This window comes from Rhizobium sp. KNZ2-6A, assembly GCF_056755475.1.
On sequence record NZ_JBNDIC010000010.1, the window covers coordinates 119908 to 145771 of the forward strand.

General features: G+C 59.7%; 22 protein-coding genes and 1 tRNA gene. 4 read left to right on the forward strand and 19 right to left on the reverse strand.

The window, feature by feature from the left end; translation table 11 throughout:
* Positions 1-121: 121 nt before the first annotated feature.
* The gene (gene recG, locus ACPYOP_RS09685; protein ID WP_481410173.1) at positions 122-2227 is read left to right on the forward strand and encodes an ATP-dependent DNA helicase RecG; all 2106 of its coding nucleotides are present in this window, start codon (positions 122-124) and stop codon (positions 2225-2227) included.
* 43 nt (positions 2228-2270) lie between these two features.
* Here recG and ACPYOP_RS09690 read toward each other — a convergent pair whose 3' ends face one another.
* The 15 genes from ACPYOP_RS09690 to pcsA all read right to left on the reverse strand — a co-directional run bounded on the left by ACPYOP_RS09690 (position 2271) and on the right by pcsA (position 20445).
* Positions 2271-3764, reverse strand: a complete 1494-nt coding sequence (locus tag ACPYOP_RS09690) for an esterase-like activity of phytase family protein (RefSeq protein ID WP_481410174.1) — start codon at positions 3762-3764, stop codon at positions 2271-2273.
* 228 nt (positions 3765-3992) lie between these two features.
* On the reverse strand, positions 3993-4694 hold the full coding sequence (locus ACPYOP_RS09695) for a DUF502 domain-containing protein (protein WP_481410175.1): 702 nt from the start codon (positions 4692-4694) through the stop codon (positions 3993-3995).
* Positions 4695-4871: 177 nt separating this feature from the next.
* Positions 4872-6698, reverse strand: a complete 1827-nt coding sequence (glmS, locus tag ACPYOP_RS09700; RefSeq protein ID WP_481410176.1) for a glutamine--fructose-6-phosphate transaminase (isomerizing) — start codon at positions 6696-6698, stop codon at positions 4872-4874.
* 115 nt (positions 6699-6813) lie between these two features.
* Positions 6814-8175: a bifunctional UDP-N-acetylglucosamine diphosphorylase/glucosamine-1-phosphate N-acetyltransferase GlmU gene (gene glmU, locus ACPYOP_RS09705; RefSeq protein ID WP_481410177.1), complete on the reverse strand. Its 1362-nt coding sequence runs from the start codon at positions 8173-8175 to the stop codon at positions 6814-6816.
* 305 nt (positions 8176-8480) lie between these two features.
* On the reverse strand, positions 8481-9227 hold the full coding sequence (locus tag ACPYOP_RS09710) for a FadR/GntR family transcriptional regulator (protein ID WP_481410178.1): 747 nt from the start codon (positions 9225-9227) through the stop codon (positions 8481-8483).
* Between the two features lie 16 nt (positions 9228-9243).
* Complete coding sequence (gene yjfF, locus ACPYOP_RS09715) at positions 9244-10212, reverse strand: galactofuranose ABC transporter, permease protein YjfF (RefSeq protein WP_481410179.1); 969 nt, start codon at positions 10210-10212, stop codon at positions 9244-9246.
* Positions 10209-11237: an ABC transporter permease gene (locus tag ACPYOP_RS09720; protein WP_481410180.1), complete on the reverse strand. Its 1029-nt coding sequence runs from the start codon at positions 11235-11237 to the stop codon at positions 10209-10211. Before ACPYOP_RS09720 ends, yjfF begins: the two co-directional genes overlap by 4 nt.
* The gene (gene ytfR, locus ACPYOP_RS09725) at positions 11234-12757 is read right to left on the reverse strand and encodes a galactofuranose ABC transporter, ATP-binding protein YtfR (RefSeq protein WP_481410181.1); all 1524 of its coding nucleotides are present in this window, start codon (positions 12755-12757) and stop codon (positions 11234-11236) included. The genes ACPYOP_RS09720 and ytfR overlap by 4 nt, the downstream gene beginning before the upstream one ends.
* A 128-nt stretch (positions 12758-12885) precedes the next feature.
* Positions 12886-13848 (reverse strand): galactofuranose ABC transporter, galactofuranose-binding protein YtfQ, encoded by a 963-nt coding sequence (ytfQ, locus tag ACPYOP_RS09730; protein WP_481410182.1) that lies wholly within the window; start codon positions 13846-13848, stop codon positions 12886-12888.
* A 142-nt stretch (positions 13849-13990) separates the two neighbouring features.
* On the reverse strand, positions 13991-15067 hold the full coding sequence (locus ACPYOP_RS09735; RefSeq protein WP_481410183.1) for a BMP family ABC transporter substrate-binding protein: 1077 nt from the start codon (positions 15065-15067) through the stop codon (positions 13991-13993).
* A 48-nt stretch (positions 15068-15115) separates the two neighbouring features.
* On the reverse strand, positions 15116-16036 hold the full coding sequence (locus tag ACPYOP_RS09740) for an ABC transporter permease (RefSeq protein ID WP_481410184.1): 921 nt from the start codon (positions 16034-16036) through the stop codon (positions 15116-15118).
* Complete coding sequence (locus ACPYOP_RS09745; protein ID WP_481410185.1) at positions 16033-17118, reverse strand: ABC transporter permease; 1086 nt, start codon at positions 17116-17118, stop codon at positions 16033-16035. Before ACPYOP_RS09745 ends, ACPYOP_RS09740 begins: the two co-directional genes overlap by 4 nt.
* Complete coding sequence (locus ACPYOP_RS09750) at positions 17108-18682, reverse strand: ABC transporter ATP-binding protein (RefSeq protein ID WP_481410186.1); 1575 nt, start codon at positions 18680-18682, stop codon at positions 17108-17110. Before ACPYOP_RS09750 ends, ACPYOP_RS09745 begins: the two co-directional genes overlap by 11 nt.
* Positions 18683-18723: 41 nt before the next feature.
* Entirely contained in the window at positions 18724-19707 is a 984-nt protein-coding gene (locus tag ACPYOP_RS09755) for a quinone oxidoreductase family protein (RefSeq protein WP_481410187.1), read from the reverse strand.
* Positions 19708-19719: 12 nt separating this feature from the next.
* On the reverse strand, positions 19720-20445 hold the full coding sequence (pcsA, locus tag ACPYOP_RS09760; RefSeq protein WP_481410188.1) for a phosphatidylcholine synthase: 726 nt from the start codon (positions 20443-20445) through the stop codon (positions 19720-19722).
* Between the two features lie 212 nt (positions 20446-20657).
* Here pcsA and ACPYOP_RS09765 point away from each other — a divergent pair, with 212 nt between their 5' ends.
* Positions 20658-21860 carry a UbiH/UbiF family hydroxylase gene (locus ACPYOP_RS09765; protein ID WP_481410189.1) on the forward strand — a complete coding sequence of 401 codons (1203 nt, stop codon included), beginning with the start codon at positions 20658-20660 and terminating at the stop codon, positions 21858-21860.
* Here ACPYOP_RS09765 and ACPYOP_RS09770 read toward each other — a convergent pair.
* Positions 21837-22802 (reverse strand): AEC family transporter, encoded by a 966-nt coding sequence (locus tag ACPYOP_RS09770; protein ID WP_481410190.1) that lies wholly within the window; start codon positions 22800-22802, stop codon positions 21837-21839. The two genes, ACPYOP_RS09765 and ACPYOP_RS09770, sit on opposite strands and share 24 nt — an antisense overlap.
* Positions 22803-22866: 64 nt before the next feature.
* The gene (locus ACPYOP_RS09775) at positions 22867-23619 is read right to left on the reverse strand and encodes a cytochrome c biogenesis CcdA family protein (RefSeq protein ID WP_481410191.1); all 753 of its coding nucleotides are present in this window, start codon (positions 23617-23619) and stop codon (positions 22867-22869) included.
* Positions 23620-23889: 270 nt separating this feature from the next.
* Between ACPYOP_RS09775 and ACPYOP_RS09780 the strand changes: the two genes are divergently transcribed.
* The gene (locus ACPYOP_RS09780) at positions 23890-24168 is read left to right on the forward strand and encodes a PsiF family protein (RefSeq protein WP_481410192.1); all 279 of its coding nucleotides are present in this window, start codon (positions 23890-23892) and stop codon (positions 24166-24168) included.
* Positions 24169-24680: 512 nt separating this feature from the next.
* On the opposite strand, the gene ACPYOP_RS09785 is transcribed toward ACPYOP_RS09780, so the two are convergent.
* Together ACPYOP_RS09785 and ACPYOP_RS09790 are read right to left on the reverse strand one after the other, a co-directional pair.
* A complete protein-coding gene (locus ACPYOP_RS09785; protein ID WP_481410193.1) occupies positions 24681-24884 on the reverse strand; it encodes a hypothetical protein in 204 nt (67 codons plus the stop codon).
* Between the two features lie 216 nt (positions 24885-25100).
* The gene (locus ACPYOP_RS09790; RefSeq protein ID WP_481410194.1) at positions 25101-25541 is read right to left on the reverse strand and encodes a hypothetical protein; all 441 of its coding nucleotides are present in this window, start codon (positions 25539-25541) and stop codon (positions 25101-25103) included.
* Positions 25542-25701: 160 nt separating this feature from the next.
* On the opposite strand from ACPYOP_RS09790, the gene ACPYOP_RS09795 reads away from it, so the two are divergent.
* Positions 25702-25777 (forward strand) — tRNA-Lys (locus ACPYOP_RS09795).
* Positions 25778-25864: the final 87 nt, after the last annotated feature.

A 25864-nucleotide genomic window follows, 5' to 3' on the forward strand; every position in this document is an offset into this window, starting at 1 on the left:
GAACCGGTTTTTCAGAAAAAAGCGCCGGAAGCGCAATTTTCGGGGGAGTGATGGCCTCAAAGAGGTCGTGCGTAGCGCTGCCCCTTGCCAAAGGCGCCCTGCCCGTCGCATTTTGCCGGCCATGCGTCCCGCTATCCTCGACCCGCTGTTTGCCTCCATATCTTCGCTGCCCGGCGTCGGGCCGAAGGTATCCGAGCTGCTGGTGAAGCTGCTCGACCGCGAGACGATCGACGACTGCCGTGTCATCGACCTGATTTTCCACGCGCCGCATTCCATCATCGACCGGCGCGAGCAGCCAGGCATCGCCCGCGCGCCACAGGGCGCCATCGTCACCATTACCGGCCGCGTCGATCGCCATCAGCCGCCGCCCAATCCGCGCAGCAATGTGCCCTATCGCGTTTATCTGCATGACGAAACTGGCGAACTTGCGCTGGTCTTCTTCCGCGGCAAGGCGCAATGGCTCGAAAAGCAGCTACCGATCGACGAGACCGTCACCGTCAGCGGCAAGGTCGACTGGTTCAACGGCCGTCCGTCCATGGTGCATCCCGACTATATCATGCGCGAGAGCGAGGCGGAAAACCTGCCGCTCGTCGAGCCGGTCTATCCGTTGACCGCCGGACTCTCGCCGAAATTCCTGCGCAAGACCATCGAGGCGGCGCTGCCGCGCATCCCGCAACTGCCCGAATGGGATGACCTTGCGCTCGCCCAGAAGCAAGGCTTTCCCTCGATATCCGACAGTTTCCACATGCTGCATGCGCCGAGAGACGCTGCCGATATCGATCCTCAGGCGCCAGCCCGCCGTCGGCTTGCCTATGACGAATTCCTGGCGGGGCAATTGTCACTTTCTCTGGTTCGCCAAAGGCTGCGCAAAGTTGCGGGGCAGCCGGTGCATCCAACTGGAGAAATCAGCGGTAAGATCCTGGAATCCCTGCCCTTCTCGATGACGAACAGCCAGCGTGATGCAGTCGCTGATATCCTAAAGGATATGGCCGGTACGGAGCGTATGCTCCGGCTGCTGCAAGGCGATGTCGGGGCGGGAAAGACGCTGGTAGCATTGCTGGCAATTGCCGCCGTGATCGAAAGCGGTGGCCAAGCGGTGCTGATGGCACCGACCGAAATTTTGGCCCGCCAGCATCATGCGACGATTTCGAAATTCGCAGCAAGTGCAAACCTTTCCGTCGAAGTCCTCACAGGCCGCACGAAGGGCCGCGAGCGGGATGCGATCCTGGAGCGCATCGCTTCCGGCGAAGCGCAGATCATTATCGGCACGCATGCTCTCTTCCAGGACAGCGTCGCCTATGCCAACCTCATGCTGGCCGTCGTCGACGAACAGCATCGCTTCGGGGTCCATCAGCGTCTGCGCCTGACCGCGAAGGGTGTCTCGCCGCATATGCTCGTCATGACCGCGACGCCCATCCCACGGACGCTGGTGCTCGCCGCCTTCGGCGATATGGACGTTTCCAAGCTCACCGAGAAGCCGGCGGGACGCAAGCCGATCCAGACGATCACCATCCCGAACGAGCGAACCGGCGATATCGTCGGCCGATTGAAAAGCGCGCTCTCCGAAGGCAAAAAAGCATATTGGATTTGTCCACTTGTAGAGGAATCCGAAGAATCTGATTTAATGTCGGTCGAGGAGCGACACGACACATTGACCAAGGCGCTCGGCCCCGGTATCGGCCTTATCCATGGCCGGATGAGCGGCCCGGAAAAAGATGCCGTCATGATGGCCTTCAAGAGCGGCGAGATCCGGCTGCTTGTGGCAACGACAGTCGTCGAAGTGGGTGTCGACGTGCCCGACGCGACGATCATGGTCATCGAACATGCGGAACGTTTCGGCCTAGCGCAGCTGCATCAGTTGCGGGGCCGGGTCGGACGCGGCGATGAGGCCTCCACCTGTATCCTGCTCTATAAGGGACCGCTCGGCGAAACCGGGCATGCGCGGCTGTCGATCATGCGAGAGACCGAAGACGGCTTCCGGATTGCCGAGGAGGATCTGAAGCTGCGTGGCGAAGGCGAGCTTCTCGGCACGCGTCAGTCCGGCACGCCGGGTTTCCGCATTGCCAGCCTCGAGGCCCATGCCGATCTTCTGGAAATCGCCTGCAAGGATGCCGCCTATCTGATCGAGCGCGATCCCGAGCTGACGGGCGAGCGCGGCATGGCGGTACGCACCCTGCTCTATCTCTTCCGCCGCGACGAGGCGATCCGGTTCCTGCGGGCGGGATGAGCGGATGGACGCGGTTGCCGCGTCCATCCCTTTTCTGACAACTTCACTTGGCAGCGAGGCCGGGAATCGTGACCTGGAACACCTGGAACATGGTGTCGACATCGCCTCCGCCGTCACCTTTGTAGGCAGCGCCGACCTGATAGCCGTCCTGAGTCAGGAAGTCGTTGTCGTTGGCGACGAACAGGAAGTAATCGTCCGGCAGCTTCGGATCCTGAACGCTGACGAGCGACATCGCCTCCCACTTTTCCGAGAGGTTGTTGCTATCGTTCGGCGCGCCGTTGTGGAGGCCGAAGCGCGCGAGATCGGCGCTGTCATTGATGTCGATGAACTGGCTGACCGTTGCCGGCTTTACCGAGGCGTCAAGAACGCCCTTGGGGGCGACCGGCTTGTCGGCATCGAACTTGCCGGCAATATCGGTAGCAGCGGAGACATCGACGGCGACGATGCTGCGGTAGAGCGACTTGTCGCCCTTCACGCCGTAGCCGTTGTTGCTGTCACGCGCCAGCATCAGGAATGTCTGCGGCGAAAGCGCATAGATTTCGCTCTGGGCGGCGACTGCCGTCTTGCCCTTGTCATTCGTGAAGACCGGCAGCGGCACGACATATTCGTGCACCAGCTTCAGATTTGCCGGATCGGCGGCATCATAGACCAGCGCACGGGTGTTCTGGCGCGTGGAGCTGGAATCGCCGCCATCCTGGCGCGTTGCGGACTGCAGCACGGCAATCAGGAACTTGCCGTCCGGTGTCAGCGACATGCCTTCGAGGCCCTGGTTGTTCTGGCGGCCGCTCGTCGGATCCTTCGGATCCGGAGCGGATTCGCCGGGACCAGGGTTATTGGAAGCGAAGTTGACGGCGCCATTGCGCATCGGCAGCAGGGCTGCCGGCGGAGGAGTGGCGGACATCATGCGGCCATCAGCGGCGAAGCGGTAGATATACGGGCCATATTCGTCGCTGATGAACATAGTGCCGTCGGGCAGACGGGCGATGGCTTCGGTGTCGAGCGAGATCTTGCCGTTCGGCGCCTGGGGCAGCAGCGGCATGCTGCCTTCGGCATGGCGGGTGCCATTGGCCGGGTCGAGCCCGGTGGTGTCGGCGCCCTTGTCATCTTTCAGAAGCAGGGTGTCGGCAAGCTTGGCTTCGACGCCCGCCTGCTCCTTGCCGGCCGGCGGCGTCGCACCGGGCGCGACCGGGCTCAGCGTGACGTCGATGGTGTTCAGGCGCGGACGATATTCGGTCGTGCCGACAGCATTGTAGCCGCGGTCCGGCAGCAGCCAGAGCGAACCCTTGTAGGTGCCGTCGGCGTTGCGAACCCAGCTCTTGGTATCGATCGACATGCCCGAACCAGAGCCGAAGGTCTCGCCGAACTTGTCACGCAGGTTTGCCGGGATGCGACCGACCGCGACACGTCCCTTGTTGACGAGCGTCGCACCCTGGACCGCGACGGAACTATCCGCAAGCGCCGCGACCGACGCGGAGAAAACAAATGTCGCAAGCGCAGCCGACAGCAGCGGCAAGCTCTTCGAACGCATATATCTCAAAACAGTATCCTCCGATGAAAATCCGCATGGAGACAACAGCATCCATCTCCGGCCCGCTTTCAGGCCGCGTAGAAAACGACAGCTCGGCACCGAAACTCCGAGCATTCGATGATGAGATACATTCGATTGCCTGTCCCCTAAGACGATCTAAGGCGTCAATATGATAGGGGCATGACAGTTCGCGCGATACGCGAAGCCAGGCGACCAGTGACAGGAACGGGAATGGTTCTAAGTCAGGGACTTTATCGGAACGGGCCTGGGCAGTCCCTTCGCAGCCACCAGCTCTTCCTTATATTCGGGCGAAACCAGGCCGCCTGATATCAGGAGCTTGGCGCCATCCTCGGGACTCATGTCGAGCACCGTGATCTTTTCGCGTGGAACGAAAACCAGAAAGCCGGCCGTGGGCACGGGTGTCGGCGGCAGGAAGACCGCGACCATATCCTGGCCCATGGCGTTGAATTTCGAGGCGATCTCGCCCTTGGCATCCGTCGATATGAACACCATGGACCAGAGGCCGGGGCTCGGATATTCGATGAGGCCCACCTTCTTAAACGAGGTGCCCTGCTCCTTCAGCACGGTCTCGAAGATCTGCTTGACGCTCTTGTAGATGGTCCGCACCAGCGGGACGCGATTGACGATCGACTCGCCGATACGGACGATGCTCTGGCCGATCAGGTTCTTGGCGAGAAAACCGACGATCGTGATGAAGATCATCGCGATCAGCAGGCCGGTGCCGGGAACGGCAAAATTGAGATAGCTCTCGGGATCGTAGCGCGCGGGAATATAGGGGCGAACCCAGCTATCGGCCCAGTGCACGACGGACCATGTCAGCCAGAGCGTGATGGCAATCGGAGCACAGATAATCAGGCCGGCCAGGAAATTGTTTCTGATCCGCGTGGTCAGGGACATTTTGATGAGCTTCTCAGTCATTCGCCGCTCGAAAACTCCGTTCGGTCGCCTACCGCTGACCGGCAAATCCTCCCCACCGTCGCCTTGGAAAGAGTGCCAGAAATTGGGGCAGCATACAACCGGCCAGTCACGCCACCGCGCCGAACAGACGCCGGGCTCACAACGACGTGACAGCAAAAAAATGGCCGACGGAGAAGCCTATTCCACCGTCACCGATTTGGCGAGGTTGCGCGGCTGATCGACATCCGTCCCCATGAAGACAGCGGTATGATAGGCAAGCAGCTGAATCGGCAGCGAGAAGATGATCGGCGCGATGATCTCGTCGACAACAGGCAGCGTAATCGTCGCCATCGTCGGCAATGTCGAGGCGGCGGCTCCCGCTTCATCCGTGATGAAGATGATGCGACCGCCACGTGCCGCCACTTCCTGCATGTTGGAAACGGTCTTGTCGAAGAAGCGGTCATGCGGTGCGATGACGATGACGGGCATGTTCTCGTCGATCAGCGCAATCGGGCCGTGTTTCAGCTCGCCGGCCGCATAACCCTCGGCATGGATGTAGGAGATTTCCTTCAGCTTCAGCGCGCCTTCCATGGCGAGCGGGAAACTGGTGCCGCGACCGAGATAGAGCACATCCTTGAACTTCGAGATCTCGCGCGCCAGGCTTTCCATCTGCGGCTGGATGATATTCAGGACATTGGCCATGATGCGTGGCATCTCGACGAGATGGCGCACCATTTCCTGTTCATCCGCAGCGCTGACGGTACCGCGGGCGACACCCGCTCCGATCGCCAGCGAAGCAAGAACGGCAAGCTGGCAAGTGAAGGCCTTGGTCGAGGCGACACCGATTTCCGGGCCGGCCATGATCGGAAATACAGCATCGGACTCGCGCGCGATGGTCGATTCCTTGACGTTGACGACCGCACCGATTTTGAGGCCATGATCCCGGCAATAGCGGAGCGAGGCCAGCGTGTCGGCCGTCTCGCCGGACTGAGAAATGAACAGCGCGGCCTGCGAGGGCAGCAAAGGCATTTCGCGGTAGCGGAATTCGGAGGCGACGTCGATTTCGACCGGGAGGCGCGCATAGCGCTCGAACCAGTATTTACCGATTAAGCCGGCAAGATAAGCCGTACCGCAGGCTGATATCGCCAGGCCGGAGACCTTCTCGAAATCGATCGCCGATGCGCTTGGACGAACGCGCTGGCTGGCGAAATCGACATATTGGCTGAGCGCGTGCGAGATGACCTCCGGCTGCTCGTAGATTTCCTTCTCCATGAAGTGGCGATGATTGCCCTTGTCGACCACATAGGCGGTTGCCTGCGAAATCTGCCGCGGCCTCGTCACTTCATTGCCGTTGAAGTCGAGAATGGTCGCGCCGGCATGGGTGACGATCGCGCAGTCACCATCGACGAGATAGGTGATCTCGTTGGTGAAGGGCGCAAGGGCAATCGCATCCGAACCGAGGAACATCTCGCCCTTGCCGTAACCCACGGCAAGCGGCGGGCCGGAACGCGCCGCCATCAACGTGTCAGGATCGTTCTCAAACATTACGGCCAATGCATAGGCACCGGTCACGCGGTTCAGCATCTTCAGCATTGCGGCGCGGGGCTCGAGACCTTCGCGGATATGGTTTGCCAGCAGGTGCGCGACGACTTCCGTGTCCGTCTGCGACGCAAATACCTTGCCTTCGGCCTTCAGCTCCTCGCGCAATTCGGAGAAGTTTTCGATGATGCCGTTATGGACGACGGCAACGCCTTCAACGAAATGCGGGTGGGCATTGGTCTCGTTCGGAACGCCGTGCGTTGCCCAGCGTGTGTGGGCAATGCCTGTCGTGCCGGGCAGCGGATCCGTCTCCAGCCGCTTCTCCAGATTGAAGAGCTTTCCTTCCGCGCGGCGGCGATCCATCACGCCGTCATGGATCGTCGCGACGCCAGCCGAATCATAGCCGCGGTATTCGAGGCGCCGCAGCGCGTCCACCAAGCGGTCCGCCACAGGCTTCGTTCCGACGATCCCAACAATGCCGCACATACAACTCTCCGTCTGGCCTCAGATATGAGGGCAAGTCCTAATCATTCCTGCAATTTTCTCAATTGCAATAACGGTCACTTTCGATTTCTGACCGTTACGCGGATCGCCCAAGGGTTTAGTGGCCGCCCTTCTTGGCTGCCTTGATGGCAAGCGCTCGTTCGCGAATGACCTTGGCGCGCTCCGGCTTCACCTCCTGGCGCGCACGCCCGAAGGCCAGCGCGTCGGCGGGAACATCGTCGGTGATAACGCTGCCGGAGGCGATGTAAGCACCATCGCCGATGCGGATGGGTGCCACGAGCGAGGAATTGGAACCGACGAAAGCGTTGGCGCCGATATGGGTCTCGTACTTGTTCACGCCATCATAATTGCAGGTGATCGTGCCCGCACCGATATTGCTGGCAGCACCGATCGTCGCGTCGCCGATATAGGTCAGATGATTGACCTTGGCACCCTCGCCGATCTTGCCGTTCTTGACCTCGCAGAAATTGCCGACCTTTGCGCCGTGAGCGAGGTCTGCACCGGGGCGCAGCCTTGCAAACGGCCCGACGGTAGCACCCGCGCTGACATGCGCGCCCTCGATATGCGAGAAGGCATGGACGATCGCGCCGCCTTCGATGACCGCTCCCGGGCCGAACACGACGTTCGGCTCGATCAAAGCGTCCTGGCCGATGACGGTATCGTAGGCCAAAAATACGGTCTCGGGCGCGATCATGGTGACACCGGACAGCATCAGCTCATGCCGGCGGCGCTCCTGCCAGAGACGCTCGATGAAGGCGAGTTCGGCGCGGTTGTTGCAGCCGGTCATCTCGACTTCGGGCGCATCGACAGCCACGGCGTGGCCGCCAAGCGACCGGGCAATCTCGACGAGATCGGTGAGGTAGTATTCGCCCTTGGCATTATCGTTGCCGATGCGATCGAGCAGATCGAGCGCCTTGCGGCCGTTGATCGCCATCAGGCCGCTATTGCACCAGGTCACCGCCAGCTCGGCATCCGTCGCATCCTTTGCTTCGCGGATCGCGATCAATTCGCCATCCTTGACCAGCAGCCGACCATAGGCATTCGGGTTGTCAGTGTGAAAGCCGATGACCACGACGTCATTGCCTTCGGCCAGCCCCTGGCGGGCGGCGCGAAGCGGCACGTCGGTCAGCAGCGGCACGTCGCCGTAGGCGACAAGAATATCATCGTAGCCCCTGGCGATCGCCTCGCGCGCGGCCAGCACGGCGTGACCGGTGCCGAGGCGTTCCTTCTGCAAATAGGATTCGACGGTGATGCCGCCGATCGAGGCTGCCGTGCTGACCTCATCGGCATTGCGCCCGACGACCAGCGCCGCCGCCGAAATATCCGTCTTGGCGATCGCCTCCATCACATGTGCGATCATCGGGCGACCGGCAATCGGATGCAGAACCTTCGACATCGACGATTTCATGCGGGTACTGTCGCCGGCGGCGAGGATGATGGCGAGGCAGGTACGTTCCATTTCGGGCTCCGAGATATACGATCAGGCGTCGCCCGCTGACGGGCGCAGTCCCTCTCATAGCAACTAAAGCATGTCGCGCAAAAGTGTGCAGCGGTTTTGCGCGACATGCGCAAAATAAAAGACCTAGAGCATTTCCGCTTTTCTTCGAATCGCGAAAACGCTCTATCCTTTTGTTTTTACGCAATTCCGGACGGAAAACCGACATACACTTTTCCTGGAATTGCTCTAAAGCGCGAGAAGCGAATCCGAAAAATCGCGATGCGCTTTAGTCGAGCTTTGAACTACAGCGAAATTAAAGGCAGGCGTCAGGCCTGGGCAAGAGCGGCAAAACCTTCGAGGACGTGCTGACGCCCATCGATGATCACAAACTCCATGGCCTTCTGTGCGGCCGGGCCGTTCCGGGCCGCAATGGCATCGACGATCGCCATATGCGTATCGGCAATGTTGGCGAAGCCGTTGCTGGAGGGAGGCGCACTCATGCGGAACATGCCGACCAACGCCGCCTCGATGAGGCCGCCGAGCGAGCGCATGAACGGGTTCTGCGACGCTTCGGTGATTGCCAGATGGAAATGCAGGTCGGCAACGGCAAGGCTGTCCGAGGTATGATGCGGAGCGGCCATGGAGGCCGCGAGCCGGCGCAGGAGATCGATGTCCTCGCGGCTGGCCCGCTCCGCCACCAGGCTGGCGGCGAAGGGCTCGAATGCCATTCTTATATCATAGAGATGGAGAAGGAACTCCTTGTTGACCCCGCTCTCGAAGTGCCAGTTAAGGACTTCATTATCAAACATGTTCCAATAAATTCTCTCGGTGACCCGAGTGCCGACTCGCGCGCGCGGCACGACCAGGCCTTTTGCCGCGAGGGTCTTCATGCTCTCGCGCAGAACGGTGCGGGATACCTTGAATCGCTGCAGAAGCTCGCTATCGCCAGGAAGGATGGTGCCGATCGGAAAGGCTCCGGACACGATCGCCTTGCCAAGATCGTCGACGACCTGAGCATGGCTCGTTCGCGTCTTTCTCTCGGGTTTTCTGGTATCAAGCAATCGGCTGCGCAAGCATTCTGTCCTTCCCTCAGGCGTATCGTCGATTGAAACGGGAAAGCAGCAGAAGGCCTTTCTGCATCAGAATAAATGCAAACAGCAATAAGCCGATCAATATCTTCGTCCACCAGCTGGAAAGCGTTCCATCGAAGGTGATGTAGGTCTGAATCAGGCCCTGTATGAGAATTCCGATGAGCGTCCCCCCGACGAACCCCGCTCCCCCCGTCAGCAGTGTTCCGCCTATGACCACGGCAGCGATGGCGTCAAGCTCAACGCCGACCGTGGCAAGCGAATATCCAGCGGATGTATAAATCGAAAAAACGATTCCGGATAGACCGGCGAGAAAGCCCGACAAAGCGTAGATCCGGATCGTCGTGCGGCCGACGGGCACGCCCATGAGTTGCGCCGTCGGCACGCCGCCGCCCAAAGCATAGACATTGGCGCCGAAACGGGTGCGGTGAGCCAGGAGGATGCCGCCGGCAAAGACGAGCAGCATGAGGCCGCCGATCAATGTCAGCCGGCCGCCACCGGGCATCAGCCAATAGAGATCGTTCAGCTGCGAATAGAAATCATGCTCGATCGGGATGCTGTCGATGGACAGCACGAAGGCTATGCCGCGCGCCAGGAACATGCCGGCCAGCGTCACGATGAAGGGCGGCATGCTGAGATAATGGATGATGGCGCCCATGCCAGCCCCGAAGATCGTCGTGATGACGAGAACCAGGGCGAAAGCGACCAAGGGATGGATCGTCGTGTCGCGCAGGATGATCGCCAGGAAAACGCCGGTAAAGGCAATGACCGAGCCGATGGACAGATCAATCCCGCCGGAAATGATCACGAATGTCATGCCGACGGCCGCGATCCCCAGAAAAGCGTTGTCGGTCAATAGATTACCGATCACCCGCGTCGACAGCATATTCGGATATTGCGTCACGCAGCCGGCATAGGCCAGGATGAAGATGACGATCGTCGCAAGCAGCGGAAGGTATTTCGAATTCACTTTGCCTGCTCCTTTTGCACCATCTGCCCCTCGCCACGGCGGCGCCAGAAGAATGACGTGGCGGATTGCATCGCCGGGGACTGGATGACCAGAATGACGATGACGATGATCGCCTTGATCACCAGATTGAACTCCGGCGGAAAGCCGGAGAGCAGGATGCCTGTATTGACGGATTGAATGATCATCGCACCGATCAGCGAACCAACGATGCTGAAGCGGCCGCCGAGCAGCGAATTGCCGCCGACGACGACGGCGAGAATCGCGTCCAGCTCAAGCCACAGGCCGGCATTGTTGGCATCGGCCCCCTTGATATCGGCCGAAACGACAATGCCGGCGATGGAGGCGCAAAGCCCACTCAATGCATAAACCGCCATGAGCAGAACCGGAGTCTGTATACCCGAGAGCGTGCTCGCACGGCGGTTGATGCCGATTGCTTCGACCAGCATCCCAAGCGCCGTGCGCCGGACAAGAAGGGTCACGACAACGGCGGCGACAAACCAGATCACCACGGGCATCGGGAGGGCCGCGAAGGAACCGCTGCCGAGAAAGATCAGCCCGTCATTGTTGAAGGTGAGGATCATCCCCTCGGTGATCAATTGCGCGATGCCGCGACCGGCCACCATCAGCACCAGCGTCGCGATGATCGGCTGGATATCGAGCACGGCGACAAGGAAGCCATTCCATAAGCCGCACGCCAGACCGATGCCGAGGGTCAGCAAAAGCGTATAGGCCAGCGAATAGCCGGAAACGATCGACGAAGCCGCGACGGCTCCGCATATCGCAATCACCGCGCCAACCGAAAGATCGATCCCCTTGGTGGCGATGACCAGCGTCATGCCGATGGACAGCAACGCTACCGGTGCGCCGCGATTGAGCACATCAATCAGGCTCCCGTAGAGTCTTCCATTTTGGATTTCAAGATGAAAAAAATGCGGGAACATAATGAAATTCAACAGAAGAATTACCGCGAGCGCAATGAGCTGCGGCAGCAACCGAAGCAAGGATGCCTTGATTTGCGAGCTCATGCGTCTTCCTTTGCATTCTGAGCCGTGGCAATGGCCTCGACGATATTTCCGGCGGTTATCTCGCTGCCGGTCAACTCGGCAATGTGTTCGCGGTCGCGCAGGACGATGACGCGTGAACTATAGGCGACAAGCTCCTCGAGTTCAGACGAAATAACCACTAGGGACATGCCCTGCCGACAAAGATCTTCGATCAGCCGGATGATTTCCGCATGGGCGCCGACATCGATGCCACGGGTCGGCTCGTCCAGGATCAGGAAATTCGGATTGGTTGCCAGCCATCGCGCGAGGATGGCCTTTTGCTGGTTGCCGCCCGAAAGAAGCCGGATGGGCTTTTCCCGATCGGTCGTGCGGATATCGAGCGCCTTGATGTAGCGATCAGCGATGGCGTTCTGCTCGCTGCGTGCAAGAGGTCTGGCCCAGCCGCGCCGAGCCTGCAGTGCCATGATGATATTCTCCCGAATGGAAAGATCGCCGATGATGCCATCCGTCTTGCGATCTTCCGGGCAGAAGCCGAAGCCGCGCTTGATCGCGGCGCGCGGGCTGGAAAGCGTAACCGTATTGCCGTCGATCTTCGCTTCGCCGCTGTCGGCACGCTCGACGCCGAAAAGCACTTCGGCGGTTTCGGTACGGCCGGAGCCGAGCAGACCGGCGATGCCGACCACCTCTCCGACATGCACATCCATGTCGAAGGGCTTGATCTTGCCGCGCTTGCCGAAATTCGTGAAATGATATCTGACCGGACCGCTTTCCGTCTCGGTCTGTTTTGCCGCGCTTTCCGTCTCGGCGAGTTCGCGGCCGAGCATCATGGCGATCAAGGTCTGCCGCGGCAGACCGTTCGCTTCGCGCGTGCCGACCAGACGACCGTTGCGAAGAACGGTGATTCGATCGCAGATCTCGTAGACCTGCTCCAGAAAATGCGTGATGAAGACGATCCCCAGGCCGCGCTCCTTCAAGCGCCTGACGATGCCGAACAGCATCTCGACTTCTTGCGTATCGAGACTCGCCGTCGGCTCATCGAGAATCAGCACCTTGCCGGAGAGATCGACGGCGCGGGCAATCGCGACCACCTGCTGTATGGCAACGGAGAAGCGGTCGAGCTGGCGGCTGACATCGATATCCACGCCATATTGCGACAGCAGGTCTCTCGCCATACCGTTCATGATGCGGCTGCTGACCATGCCAAACCGCCGCGGCTGGCGACCGAGGAACAGGTTCTCCGCGACGCTTAGATTGGGCAGCAGGTTCACTTCCTGATAGACGGTTCCGATGCCGAGCTTCTGCGCCGCCAGCGTGTCATGCGGATCGATCTCGGCGCCGTCGAGAACCAGAGTGCCGCCGTCGCGGCGATAGGCGCCGGTCATGCACTTGATCAGTGTGGATTTCCCGGCACCATTCTCGCCGAGCAGCGCATGCACCTCGCCGCGCATCAATGTGAAATCGACATGATCGAGAGCGGTCGAACCGGGAAAATATTTACAAAAGCCTGTCGCTGTCAGAAGTCGCTCGACGTCTTGAGCCATGAAGTGCTGATGTCCTTGCATTGAGCCATTGGGCGAAAGCGATAGCCGGCGCACTGCGTTGATGCGCCGGCATCTTGCACAAGAATTCGCACCGGCGGCGTTGCCAGCCGGTGCGATCGGCTTGTGTCTCAGTAGCCGAGGTCTTTCTTCTGTTCGTAGACCTTCTGCGGATCATCGGCCTGGGTGTAGAGCTTGGACTCGGTCTGGATCCACTTCGCCGGCTCCTTCTTGCTCTTCAGATAGGCGTCGAGCGCATCGAAGGCGGGACCGGACATGTTCGGCGTCAGTTCGACGGTAGCGTTCGCCTCGCCAGCTGCCATCGCCTTGAAGAGGTCCGGAACCGAATCGATGGAAACCGTCAGAATGTCCTTGCCCGGCTTCAGTCCGGCTTCCTTGATCGCCTGAATGGCGCCGACGGCCATGTCGTCATTATGAGCATAGAGCGCGCAGATGCTCTTGCCACCGTTCTCAGCCTTCAGGAAGCTTTCCATGACTTCCTTGCCCTTGGCGCGAGTGAAGTCGCCCGTCTGGCTGCGAACGATCTTCAGGTTGTCATGACCCTTGATGGCTTCTTCGAAGCCCTTCTTGCGGGCGATGGCCGGCGAAGAGCCGGTGGTGCCCTGCAACTCGACGATGTTGCACTTCTTGTCGCCGACGGTCTTTACGAGCCAGTCGCCGGCAACCTTGCCTTCATGAACCAAGTCGGACGTGACGGCGGTCAGGTAAAGATCCTTCGGCGCATTGACCGTGCGGTCAAGCAGGATGACGGGGATCTTGGCTTCCTTGGCTTCCTTCAGGACAGCATCCCAGCCGGTCTCGACGACAGGCGCAAGCAGGATTGCATCGACGCCCTGCGCGATGAACGAGCGGATAGCCTTGATCTGGTTTTCCTGCTTCTGCTGCGCGTCAGCAAATTTCAGGTCGATGCCGCGCTTCTTGGCTTCCTGCTTCGTCAGCGTCGTTTCGGCCGCACGCCAACCAGACTCCGAACCGATTTGCGAGAATCCGACGACCAGGTCTTTAGCCGATGCCGACGTGAACATGCAGGCAGCGAGCATCGTCGCACTGATCAGTGCAGTCTTCAACTTCATGATTTCCTCCCAAAGGCCATTTCCTCAGGCCACGGTCTAAAAATCATATAGTAATACTTTTGTAAATCGGCATTCGATGATGCAGTGCAACAAAAAGGGGCATTTCAAACGCCCCTTCTCAACTCAAACTATTTCACCCCGTTTACTTCGAAGCCGGCAGCTTGTCGTCGACGCCTTCGATGTAGAAGTTCATGCCGAGCAACGTGCCGTCATCGGCCTTCTCGCCGGCCTTGAGCCAGGGCGTGCCGTCCTGCTTGTTGATCGGACCTGTGAAGGGAGCCAGCTCGCCGGACTTGATCTTGGCTTCGGTTTCCTGAGCCATCTTCTTCACGTCGTCAGGCATATTCGTATAGTCGCCCATCTTGAGGATGCCGTCCTTCAGGCCGTCCCAGCTCTGCTCGGACTTCCACGTGCCATCGAGCAGCGCATGAACGCGCTTGGAGTAGTAGTTACCCCAGGTGTCGATGATCGCCGTCAGCTGCGCCTTCGGGCCAGCCTTGATCATGTCGGAAGCCTGACCGAAAGCATGGATGCCGCGCTCTTCAGCCACCTGCATCGGCGCCGTCGTATCGGTGTGCTGCGTCAGGACATCGACGCCCTGGTCGACCATCGCCTTGGCGGCATCGGCTTCCTTGCCCGGGTCGAACCAGGTGTTGACCCATACCACCTTCAGCTTGAAGCTCGGATCGATCGAACGGGCGCCCTGTTCGAAGGAGTTGATACCCATCACCACTTCCGGAATCGGGAAGGAAGCGATGTAGGCGGCACCATGATTCTTCGACGTCTTGGCGGCGATCTGGCCGAGGATGTAGCGGCCTTCATAGAAGCGCGAATTGTAGGTTGCGAGATTCGGACCGCTCTTGAAGCCGGTCGCATGCTCGAACTTCACCTTCGGGAACTTGGCGGCAACCTTGACGGTCGCGTCCATGAAGCCGAACGAGGTGGAGAAGATCAGCGAGCAGCCGGAGCGGGCGAGACGCTCGATGGCGCGCTCGGCATCCGGGCCTTCCGGCACGTTTTCAAGATAAGGCGTCTCGATCTTGTTGCCGAATTCCTTCTGGACCTGCTGGCGGCCGAGATCGTGCGCCTGCGAATAACCGCCGTCGGTATGCGAGCCGACATACACGAAGCAGACCTTGGTCGGAGCTGCTTCGGCAGCGGCCGCAAAACCGATGATGGCAGCGGCTGTCGTGGCGAGGGCGAGTGCTAGTTTCTTCATGGTTACCCCTGTTGGTTTGACACTATGAAATCCGTCCGGCTCCTGTCTTCAGCGCTCCGGAACGAAGGCCTTGCCGAGCGACGCTGGCGTGTTGATCAAGGTCGCGCGGCGATTTTGAGAGATGATGACGAGAACCACAATAGTCGATGCATAGGGCAGCATCGACAGGAACTGCGAGGGAATGCCGATGCCGAAACCCTGCGCATGGAACTGCAGGATCGTCACGGCGCCGAAAAGATAGCCGCCGGCCATGACGCGCACCGGCCGCCAGGACGCGAAGACCACCAGTGCCAGCGTTACCCAGCCACGGCCGGCCGACATGTTCTCCACCCATTGCGGCGTGTAGACGAGCGACAGCTGCGCGCCGGCAAGCCCGGCGCAGGCACCGCCGAACATGACGGCGAGATAGCGCGTGCGGATGACGTCGATGCCAAGCGCGTGAGCCGAGCCATGGCTGTCGCCCACGGCGCGCAGCTTCAGGCCGGCACGGCTGCGGAACAGGAACCAGTTGACGCCGATAAGCAGTGCAATCGAGAGATAGAAGGTGAGGTCCTGCTTGAACAGCACCGAGCCGATCAGCGGAATATCCGATAGAAACGGGAAGACGATCTCGCGCAGCTGCACGCCCGGCACGCTGACATAGCCCTCGCCGATCATGCCGGAAAGGCCAAGGCCGAGAATGGTCAGCGCCAGGCCCGTCGCAACCTGGTTCGTCACCAGCGTCAGGGTAAGGAAACCGAACAGCAACGAAAACAATGCGCCCGCGACAATGCCGGTCAGCAAGCCGACATAGGGCGATCCGCTCATCTGCGCGCCAACGAAAGCGGCGACGGCACCGATGATCATCATGCCTTCGGCGCCGAGATTGAGCACGCCCGAACGTTCCACAACCAGCTCACCGAGGCCGGCGATGACGAGGGGTGTCGACGCCGTGATGATGGTGAGAAGGATGGCTTCAAAGACGCTCATGCCGCACCTCCCCGAACCCGCGACCAGACCACACGGATCTTGTAGTAGATCAGCGTATCGCAGGAGAGCACGAAAAACAGCAGTAGGCCCTGGAAGACGCTGGCTGCCTTGGCGGAAATGCCGGGTGATAATTGCGCGGCTTCGCCGCCGAGATAGGTGAGCGCCAGCACGAGGCCGGACAGAATGGCTCCAAGCGGATTGAGACGCGCAAGGAAGGCGACGATGATGGCCGTGAAACCGTAACCCGGCGAGATAGCCGGCTGCAGATGGCCGATCGAGCCGGACACTTCGGATATGCCGGCAAGGCCCGCCAGGGCACCGGAGAAGAGGAAGGCAAACCAGACCATTTTGCGCGAGGAGAAACCGGCAAAGCGCCCTGCCCGCGCCGATTGGCCAAGCACCGTTATCTCAAAGCCTTTCAGCGTATATTTCATCAGGAACCAGGCAAGGATCGCCGCGACCACGGCAAAGACGATGCCCCAATGCGCTCGCCCGGAATCCGCCCATATCGCCGGCAGCACGCCCTCCGGCGGAAAATCGATGCTTTGCGGGAAATTGTGACCTTGCGGATCGCGCCATGGCCCGCGCGACAGCCAATCCAGGAAGAGCTGCGCGATATAGACCAGCATCAGGCTTGTCAGGATCTCATTGGTATTGAAATGCGCCTTCAGGAGCGCCGGAATGGCGGCATAGAGCGCGCCGCCGATGGCACCGGCAAGCAGCATCAAAGGCAGGATCACCGGCGAGTGCCAATCGGTGAAGACGATCGGGATGAACGATCCGGTGACCGCACCCATGGTGAACTGGCCTTCGGCACCGATATTCCAGTTGTTGGAACGGTAGCAGAGGCAAAGGCCGACGGCGATCAGGATCAATGGCCCCGCCTTGATCGCCAGCTCATGCAGCGACCAGACCTCCAGCAGAGGTTCGACGAAGAAGGCATCGAGCGCCTCGACGGGATCCTTGCCCATGACGGCGAACATGATAGTGCCGGCGATCAGCGCCAGGACGAGGGCAAGCAAAGGCGATAGGAAGCCGAACAGCTTCGAGACCTGCGGGCGCTTTTCAAGTTCAATGCGCATGTGCAGGCTCCGAATGCGTCTTGGATTCATGCAGGCCGCCCATCAGCAGGCCGATCTTTTCGCGGGTCAGCTCACCGGCCGGATAGGACGGCGACAGCCGCCCTTCGGAGATGACGGCGATATCGGTCGCGACTTCGAAAATCTCATCCAGGTCCTGGCTGATGACGAGCACGGCCGAACCGTCGCGGGCAAGATCGACAAGAGCCTGGCGGATGCGACTGGCAGCGCCCGCGTCCACGCCCCAGGTCGGCTGATTGACGACGAGCACGCTCGGCTGACGATCCAGCTCGCGGCCGACGATGAACTTCTGCAGATTGCCGCCGGAGAGCGCGCCTGCGGCCGGGTCCTCGCCGCTCTTGCGCACGTCCATCGCTTCGCAGATCCGCTTCGTTGCCTGCTTGACCGCCCCGTGTCTGATGATGTTGAGGAAGCGCCCGCTCAAAAACGCCTTGCGATCCGACTGATTGCGGGCGAGCACGAGATTATCGGAGAGTTTCAATGCCGACACGGCGGCGTGGCCATGGCGCTCTTCCGGCACGAAACCGGCACCCAGCAGCCGGCGCGCATTGATGCCTTTGGCTCCCACAGCCTTGCCGCGCAACTGGACGAGATTATCCGAGGCAACGGTGTGTTCACCGGAAATGACATCGAACAGTTCGCCCTGGCCATTTCCGGCGACCCCGGCAATGGCCAGAACTTCGCCGGCGCGCACGCGCAGGGAAACATCCTTCAGCGACATGGCGAACGGGGTTCGCGCCGGCGCCGAAAGGCCCGCGACTTCCAAGAGGATATCTCCCTTCTTGTCCAGGCCTTCATGATGCACGCTTGCGACATCGCTGCCGACCATCATGCGGGCAAGCGAACCGGTCGTTTCCTGCCTGGGATCACAAGCGCCCGTAACCTTGCCATGGCGCAGCACGGTGGCGCGCGAACAGATGCGCTGCACTTCCTCCAGCCGATGGCTGATGTAGAGCACCGAGCGTCCCTCGTCTCTCAGCTGGAACAGCGTCTCGAACAGGCGATCGGCCTCCTGCGGAGTCAAAACGGAGGTCGGCTCGTCGAGAATGATCAGCTTGGGGTTCTGCAGAAGTGCGCGAACAATCTCGATACGCTGGCGTTCGCCAACGGAGAGATCGGCGACATGCGCATTCGGATCGAGCGGCAGGCCATAGGCGCGCGAGAGCCTTGCGGCTTCCTCGGAAATTTTTGCGAGCGGGATATTGCTGTCGAGCGAGAGCGCGATATTTTCCGCGACGGTCAGCGCCTCGAACAGGGAAAAATGCTGGAACACCATGCCGATACCGAGCTTGCGCGCCGTGCCGGGCGCGTCGACCGAAACAGGCTGTCCCTGCCATACGATCTGCCCATGCGACGGCTCGAGCACGCCGAACAGCATCTTTACGAGTGTGGATTTACCTGCGCCATTCTCACCGAGGAGAGCGTGAATTTCCCCTGGCTGGATTTCAAGATCGATTTCGTTGCAAGCCGCAAAACTGCCGAACAGTTTCGTCAGTTTGCGAACCGACAATAGCGCACCGCTTGCCGGCGCATCAGATGACGACACGTTCCCCTCATTTCCTTCCCACCGACCTGTCCTTTACGGATCTACGGGATCAGTAGTGTAGTTCCACTCGTTTTCCTGGCTTCCAAATCCGCGTGCGCGCGCCCTGCATCAGCAAGCGGATAAGTCTGATGAATATTGATACGCACTTTGCTGCTTTGCACAACAGCAAATAACGCCCTCGCACTGGCTCTCAACTCATCGGGTGTGCCGACATAGGCAAAGAGGCTCGGCCGCGTGGCAAAAAGCGAGCCCTTCTGATTGAGGATGGCGAGATTGAAATTCTCGATCGGGCCGGACGATTGACCGAAGGTGACCCACATGCCGCGCGGCTTCAGGCAATCGAGCGAATGCGGAAATGTGTCCTTGCCAACCGAGTCGTAGACGACATCAACACCCTTGCCGCCGGTAATCTCCCGGACGCGGTCGGCGAAATTCTCCCGGCTGTAGTCGATGACGTGGTCATAGCCATGCGCCAATGCCAGTTCGACCTTTTCCGCGGAACCAGCCGTGCCGATGACGGTGCCAGCTCCGAGAGCCTTGGCCCATTGGCCGGCAATCAAGCCGACGCCGCCGGCGGCGGCGTGAAACAGCAAAGTCGTTCCCGGCCCGACCTTGAAGGTGCGGTTCAGCAGATATTCGGCCGTCATACCCTTCAGCATCATCGATGCGGCGGTTTCGAGCGGGATATCGTCAGGCACCTTCACCAGATGGCGCGCCTCGATATTGCGCTCGATGCTATAGGCGCCGTCGCTGCCGACATAGGCGACGCGGTCGCCTACGGCAAAATCGGTCACGCCAGGCCCGACCTCGGTGATCGTGCCCGCGGCCTCCTTGCCGAGAGGCAGCGGAAACTGAGGCGCCTTGTAGAGACCGGATCGGAAATAGACATCGATAAAGTTCAGGCCGCTCGCGGCATGGCGGATCTGCACCTCACCCGCACCGGGAGGCGGCAGATCCACCTCCTCCAGCTTCATGACATCAGGACCGCCATTTTCATGGATGCGGACGACCTTGGTCTTCTTCATGATGCGCAATCCTCATTGACGTCCAAGGGACGGGAAAAACTGCAACGCGGCTCCGATACAATAGAGATAGATACCGCTGATGATAAAGAGAAAAACGGCCCATTGCGGCATGACGAAGTGCATCAGCAGCGAATAGACGCCGAGTGCCGACCAGAAAAGAAATATGCCGAGGTTCAGCGGCCGCAACCGCTTGACGCGCACGGGATGCAGGAAATTGATCGGTAGGAAGGTCAAGACGACGGAAACGCCGACCAAGATCATGGCCGTCGTCGCACTGGCATCGATGACGAAGAGCGTGAAGATCACCATGTTCCAGACGACCGGGAAACCGGAGAAGAAATATTCATCCGTCTTCATGCCGGTATCCGCATAATAGATGGCACTGGAAACGACGATCATGCCGGCCGCGACGAACGACCATGGCTCGCCGATCATGCCGCTTTCATAGAGCGCGAAGGCCGGCAGGAGCACATAGGTCACGTAGTCGATGATATTGTCGAGCGTATCGCCGGACCAATTGGGAAGGACTTCCTTGACGCGAACCTTGCGGGCGATCGGTCCATCGATACCGTCGACCAGCAGCGCCAGGCCAAGCCACCAGAACATGTCGACGAAACGATGCTCGGACGCTGCGACGACGCCGAGAAAGGCGAGAAACGATCCGGATGCCGTCAGTATATGAACGGAGAAAGCACGCATCTCCGCGTAAGGCACCCGCTTGTATTTGAAGATTTTCATCCGCCCCGTGACTCGCCTGCTTATGCGCCTGCCCCGGCAGGCGGTTTTTTTCGCTAATATGCATCCTTTGGTTTGCACCGCCAGCACAAAAGCGTCGATCCCGGCACGCTAGCGCGACTTGTTGTCATTTTCACCCGTTGCGATGTTTCATCCCATGGATTTCAACAGGCTAAACGCTTATTTTCAGTACAAGAGGTAATTGAGGCATCGATATGAAGCAGATTGAAGTGGCCGTTATCGGCGGTGGTCTGGCCGGCATGATCACGGCATTCGCGCTCGCGCGCGGCGGAAGATCCGTCGCCCTCGTCGCCGCGCCCCACAACAAGGCCGACAAGCGGACGACGGCGTTGATGGATCAATCGATCCGCTTTCTCGAGCGCCTGACGCTATGGGAACGGATCGCGCCTTCGGCCGCGCCGCTGACCACGATGCGCATCATCGACGGCACTTCGCGGCTGCTGCGCGCTCCCACCGTCTCGTTCCGATCGTCCGAGATCGGACTGGACGCCTTCGGCTATAATATTCCGAATGCCATCTTGCTCGACAATCTCAGCGAAGCCATCGAAGCGGAAGGCAATATCAGCCGCATCGAAGCCACTGCTTCGGAGATCAGCTTCCGCGATGATGGCGTCACGGTCGCCCTTGATAATGGTGATTCGATCGAAGCTGCCTTCGTCGTCGGCGCCGATGGCCGCAAGTCGATGGTGCGCGAGACCTTGGGGATCAAGGTCAAGGGCTGGTCCTATCCGCAATCGGCCATGGTGCTGAATTTTTCGCATAGCCTGGCGCATCAGAATATCTCCACGGAATTTCACACGGAAAGCGGCCCCTTTACGCAGGTGCCCCTGTCCGACAGGCGCTCCAGCCTTGTCTGGGTGCAAAAGCCGGCCGAAGCGGCCGCCAATGCCGAAAAGTCGCTCGAGGAACTTGGCCGATTGGTCGAGGAGCGGATGCAATCGATGCTCGGCCAGGTGACGGTCGAAGACAATGTGCAGGTCTGGCCGCTTTCCGGCATGACCGCCTATCGCTTCGGCAAGGGCCGCGCCGCGCTGATCGGCGAAGCCGCGCATGTCTTCCCGCCGATCGGCGCGCAGGGGCTCAATCTCAGCCTTCGCGATATTTTGGCGCTGTCGGACATTCTCTGCTCGCCCGCGGATCAGCCAATCCCGGCGACATCGGGCGATAGTTTCGACCGCAAGAGACGCGCAGACATCGTCAGCCGGACAGCCAGCGTCGATCTCCTCAACCGCTCGCTTCTGTCGGATTTCCTGCCCGTGCAGATGCTGCGCGCCGCGGGGCTGCACGTGCTGTCCGCCATTGCTCCGCTTCGCAATATCGTGATGTGCGAGGGTATCGAGCCCGGCGGCAGCCTGCGCAATTTTCCGTCGATGTTACGGGAAAAGCTGCGCCGGTAAGGCGCCCGACTTTATCAGGTAAAGCACCAGCGAAACCGTCACCACGGAACAGGCCGTGGTGATCAGGATGGTGGCGGATGCCCGCTCCTGCCAGACGCCGTATTGCTGGCCGATGACGAAGACATTCGTCGCCGTCGGCAGCGCCGCCAGCAAGACGGCCGCCTCGATCCAAATGGGATCGAAGCCGCCGACTGCTGCTTGCAGAGCGATATAGACGACAAGCGGATGCAGGATGAGCTTTACCGGCACGATGTAGCCGATCTCGACTGGAATCCGTTTCAGCGGACGCAATGCAAGCGTCACCCCCATGGCAAATAGCGCACAAGGTGCAGCCGCTTGCGCGAGATAATTGACAAATCGCTCGAAGGCGACGGGCTGATTGAGCGAAAGCGCGGCCACGACGAAGCCCAGCGCGGTCGACAGGATGAAGGGGTGCAGCAGCACCTTGCCGGCGATATCCACAGCAAGCCGCCATGGCGAGCGCTTGTCGCCACCTTCCAGCGCCATCAAGGCGGGGGCAACGATGAAATGCAGCGCATTTTCGAAACAAACGATCAATGCAACGGGAACGGCCGCCCTTTCGCCCAGCGCCAATAGCGCAAGCCCCGGCCCCATATAGCCGATATTGCCATAGGCGCCTGCAAACGCCTGGATCGTGCTGTCGGCCAGCGAATTGCGGCGCAGGAAGCGGCCGACCAGAAACAGCAGCAGGAAAATCGAATAGGTCGCGGCGATATCGGCGGCGATGAAGTCGATCCGCGTCAGCTGTTCGATCGGCGTCTGGGACACGAGCTTGAAGAACAGCGCCGGCAATGCGGCATAGATGATGAAGGTATTCAGCCAGCCGAGTGCCTCCGCCGGCTGCTTGGTAATGCGTGCGGCGACATAACCGATGAGGATCAGGCCGAAGAATGGCAGCAGCAGACCGGCAATATCAGCCATGGGGGTCAGCCATTGGGCATGTTCCATTTGCCGAGGAAAATAAGAGCGAAGGATGCCGTCCGGCTTAGCCGATTTTCATCAGGATTGGAAAGGTCTGCTGAAACCAGATCGCCATATCGCTGACATAGCCGAAGATGAAGGCGAGACCGGTGAGCACCAGAAGCCCGCCCATGACCTTCTCGACCGTGCCGAGATGGCGGCGGAAACGGGAGAGAAAGCTCATAAAGGCGCCGGAAAAGCCGGCGGCGATCCAGAAGGGAATGGCAAGGCCGAGCGAATAGACGGCAAGCAGGCCGGCGCCGGCGCCGACCGTTTCGCGTGATGCCGCGATGCCGAGGATAGCGCCAAGAACCGGGCCGATGCAGGGTGTCCAGCCGAAGGCGAAGGCAAGGCCCATGATATAGGCGCCCGTCAACGTCGCCGGCTTCCCGCCGCTCTGGAAGCGGGCCTCCCGGGCCAGAAGGCCGATGCGGAAGACGCCGAGGAAATTCAGCCCCATGATGACGATGATGAGGCCGCCGATTTTGGCAAGAATATCGAGGTGCTGACGCAAGAGCATGCCGATGGAGGACGCGCCGGCGCCGAGCGCAACGAATACCGTGGCAAATCCCAAAGTAAAAAAGAGTGCCGACATCAGCACATTGCCGCGAACGCTGGGGCTCTCCGCCACAGCTGCACCGCCGCCGCGAAACTGCTCGACCGAAATTCCCGCCATATAGCAGAGATAAGGCGGCACGAGCGGCAGCACGCAGGGCGAAAGAAACGAAAGCGCTCCGGCGAGCAATGCACTCAGAAGCGAGATATCGGCGAGCGACACGATGGACTCCGGCTATGTCATTTCGATCCCTTCCTAACGTTGCGGGGATGCGAAAGCCAATCACCTTTTCGGGTGTCGTGCTGGCAAAGCCTTGGACATAAGCGGTTACGGAGCCTGCCATGCGCTGGAAATCCGTTTCCACAGCCGCGACCAAACGCCGCAGGAGAAGCGGATGAAAGAATTCACTTTTCGCCCAATTCGGGGTCCAAGCTGCCTTGGTTCGTAGAACAACGCATATTCCATCTCAGCTATTTAACGGAGGAAAGCCCCATGCGTATTGCTACCATGTTCACGACTACAGCTTTTGTCGCGCTCTTCAGCGTCAGTGCCATGGCTCAAACCGCGACCACCCCGAGCACCACGACAACAACCCCCAGCGCAACGATGTCGACACCTTCGACGACCACCCCGACCAAGCCGAAAGCAATGAAGCCGGCCCAGACTGCCGTGTCCAAGGCATGTTCGACCCAGGCCGATGCCAAGGGGCTGCATGGAAAGGCGCGCGCCAAATTCCGCAGCGACTGCAAGAAGAATGGCGGCAAGGTCTAAGTCCAGATACGTCTCACGCAGCGATCAGCTTTGCCGCTGAAATGTCGGTAGAGTTGATCGTTGCGAGGGGTTTCCCCCATAAGCCGGGCAGATCCGGTATAGGACGACCGCACCTCTGATCGCTATACGGCAGCAATATTTTGCAACAGACGAGACAAACAACAGAAACCCGCTGAAATTACAGCTCATTCCTGTCCGGTCGAATCAATGGACGGAGCAGGAAATTGAAACCAGCGTTAAACTCTCCCCCTTCTGAAGCCATGCCGCATGCCAGCTATCTTGCGGCCTGTCGTTTTGCTCTTGAACCCTCCCTCGAAAGCTTGGTGACCGCCGCGGCGAAATCGGGTTGGAAGCGGGATTATGTTCTCCTTGCAATCACGGCTCTCGTCTTGGACGACAATGATGCCACGGCGTCATCAGCGCAGCCGCTATATTCGTGATCGGCAGAGGACGAGATGGCTGCGGAGGTGCCGCGGCCAACCGAATGCGACCGGGCCGTGAACCGCCATGGCTCACTCCTTCTTCGGCTTGAGTTCCCTCGTCGCCGGATCGACCTTGCCGTCGGCGAGTCTGTTGCGAGGATCGGCAACGAGCTCGGCATTGTCCTTATCCTTCGCTGCTCGAGCTGGACCGTGTGCCTTGCTGTGCTGAATCTTCGCCAGCGCCTGCTTATCTTCGTTTCCGTCCCGCGGATCATGCGACCGATCGTTTGCCAAGATACGTCTCCTCTTTGTCGGAAGGGAAACTCGGTCGATTCGATTCCGTTCCAGGAAGGCGGTGGGTATCGTAATCCGGCGATTGTTTAAATCCGCAGTCGGCGCGGCTCTAAGGACGCCGAAACAATAAAACGCCATACTTTTAGCGACATTTAATATAAGAATACGACAGTCGATACGAAACGATTCATGAATTCCCGCGTTTAAACGTCACTGTTAGGTGAGGAACCTGATCATGACAGCGATCGAAAGAAAGAAGTTCGCTCGGCTTGTCATGCTGATATTGCTGCCGATCTTCGGCGGCCTGACGGCGGTTGCGATCGTAGCGCTCGCGGCAATCGCATAGGTACCGGCTGGTTTACCCGCCTTGAAGAACTCTGCAGGGCTGATCTCAATGCAAGACAGCCTATCCAAGCCTCGTGAGCAGTCGCGGCTGTCGACCGAAAGCGAGTAATCCCTTCCCTTCAGCTGATAGATGTAATTCGCCAGCAAGGCTTCGCCGGAGCTGAATTTCGGCAGGAGAAAATCGCACAGGTCGGCAAGCTGGGCGGATTTGACGAGAGGAGGATCGAAATCCTCCTTACTACCCGATAGATGGGCTTCACCAGGCATTTCGATACGAACGAGATCAACAACCTGTGCGTTATGCAATCTCACAAGAGAGGATTTTTCCGGCTCGCCGTCCCATTTCGTCACATAGAGACGAGGAAAAGCATCTTCCGGGCATAACAACTTCTATTTTATGGGTTGACCGCAATAAGGCGTCTGCATATGTTCCGCGCACTTCCAGCCGAGGTGGTATCTGCCTGCGGAGAGGGAGAGCGTAGCTCAGTCGGTAGAGCAACTGACTTTTAATCAGTAGGTCATGGGTTCGAATCCCATCGCTCTCACCAGCGGACTTTGGGTCCGTTCTGGACACATAGGTTACGGTTTATTCCTGAGACATAGGTAACACTTTTGGACCGAAAGGGTTCGGCAAA

Bases quoted from the DNA above. Each gene is read 5' to 3' on its own strand.
- recG (WP_481410173.1), top strand. From the start codon at position 122: ATGCGTCCCGCTATCCTCGACCCGCTGTTTGCCTCCATATCTTCGCTG.
- glmU (WP_481410177.1), bottom strand. From the start codon at position 8,175: ATGGAACGTACCTGCCTCGCCATCATCCTCGCCGCCGGCGACAGTACC.
- ACPYOP_RS09780 (WP_481410192.1), top strand. From the start codon at position 23,890: ATGCGTATTGCTACCATGTTCACGACTACAGCTTTTGTCGCGCTCTTC.
- ACPYOP_RS09735 (WP_481410183.1), bottom strand. From the start codon at position 15,067: ATGAAGAAACTAGCACTCGCCCTCGCCACGACAGCCGCTGCCATCATC.
- ACPYOP_RS09695 (WP_481410175.1), bottom strand. From the start codon at position 4,694: ATGACTGAGAAGCTCATCAAAATGTCCCTGACCACGCGGATCAGAAAC.
- ACPYOP_RS09745 (WP_481410185.1), bottom strand. From the start codon at position 17,118: ATGCGCATTGAACTTGAAAAGCGCCCGCAGGTCTCGAAGCTGTTCGGC.
- ACPYOP_RS09770 (WP_481410190.1), bottom strand. From the start codon at position 22,802: ATGGCTGATATTGCCGGTCTGCTGCTGCCATTCTTCGGCCTGATCCTC.
- pcsA (WP_481410188.1), bottom strand. From the start codon at position 20,445: ATGAAAATCTTCAAATACAAGCGGGTGCCTTACGCGGAGATGCGTGCT.
- ACPYOP_RS09740 (WP_481410184.1), bottom strand. From the start codon at position 16,036: ATGAGCGTCTTTGAAGCCATCCTTCTCACCATCATCACGGCGTCGACA.
- ACPYOP_RS09765 (WP_481410189.1), top strand. From the start codon at position 20,658: ATGAAGCAGATTGAAGTGGCCGTTATCGGCGGTGGTCTGGCCGGCATG.
- ACPYOP_RS09755 (WP_481410187.1), bottom strand. From the start codon at position 19,707: ATGAAGAAGACCAAGGTCGTCCGCATCCATGAAAATGGCGGTCCTGAT.
- ytfR (WP_481410181.1), bottom strand. From the start codon at position 12,757: ATGGCTCAAGACGTCGAGCGACTTCTGACAGCGACAGGCTTTTGTAAA.
- ytfQ (WP_481410182.1), bottom strand. From the start codon at position 13,848: ATGAAGTTGAAGACTGCACTGATCAGTGCGACGATGCTCGCTGCCTGC.
- ACPYOP_RS09720 (WP_481410180.1), bottom strand. From the start codon at position 11,237: ATGAGCTCGCAAATCAAGGCATCCTTGCTTCGGTTGCTGCCGCAGCTC.
- glmS (WP_481410176.1), bottom strand. From the start codon at position 6,698: ATGTGCGGCATTGTTGGGATCGTCGGAACGAAGCCTGTGGCGGACCGC.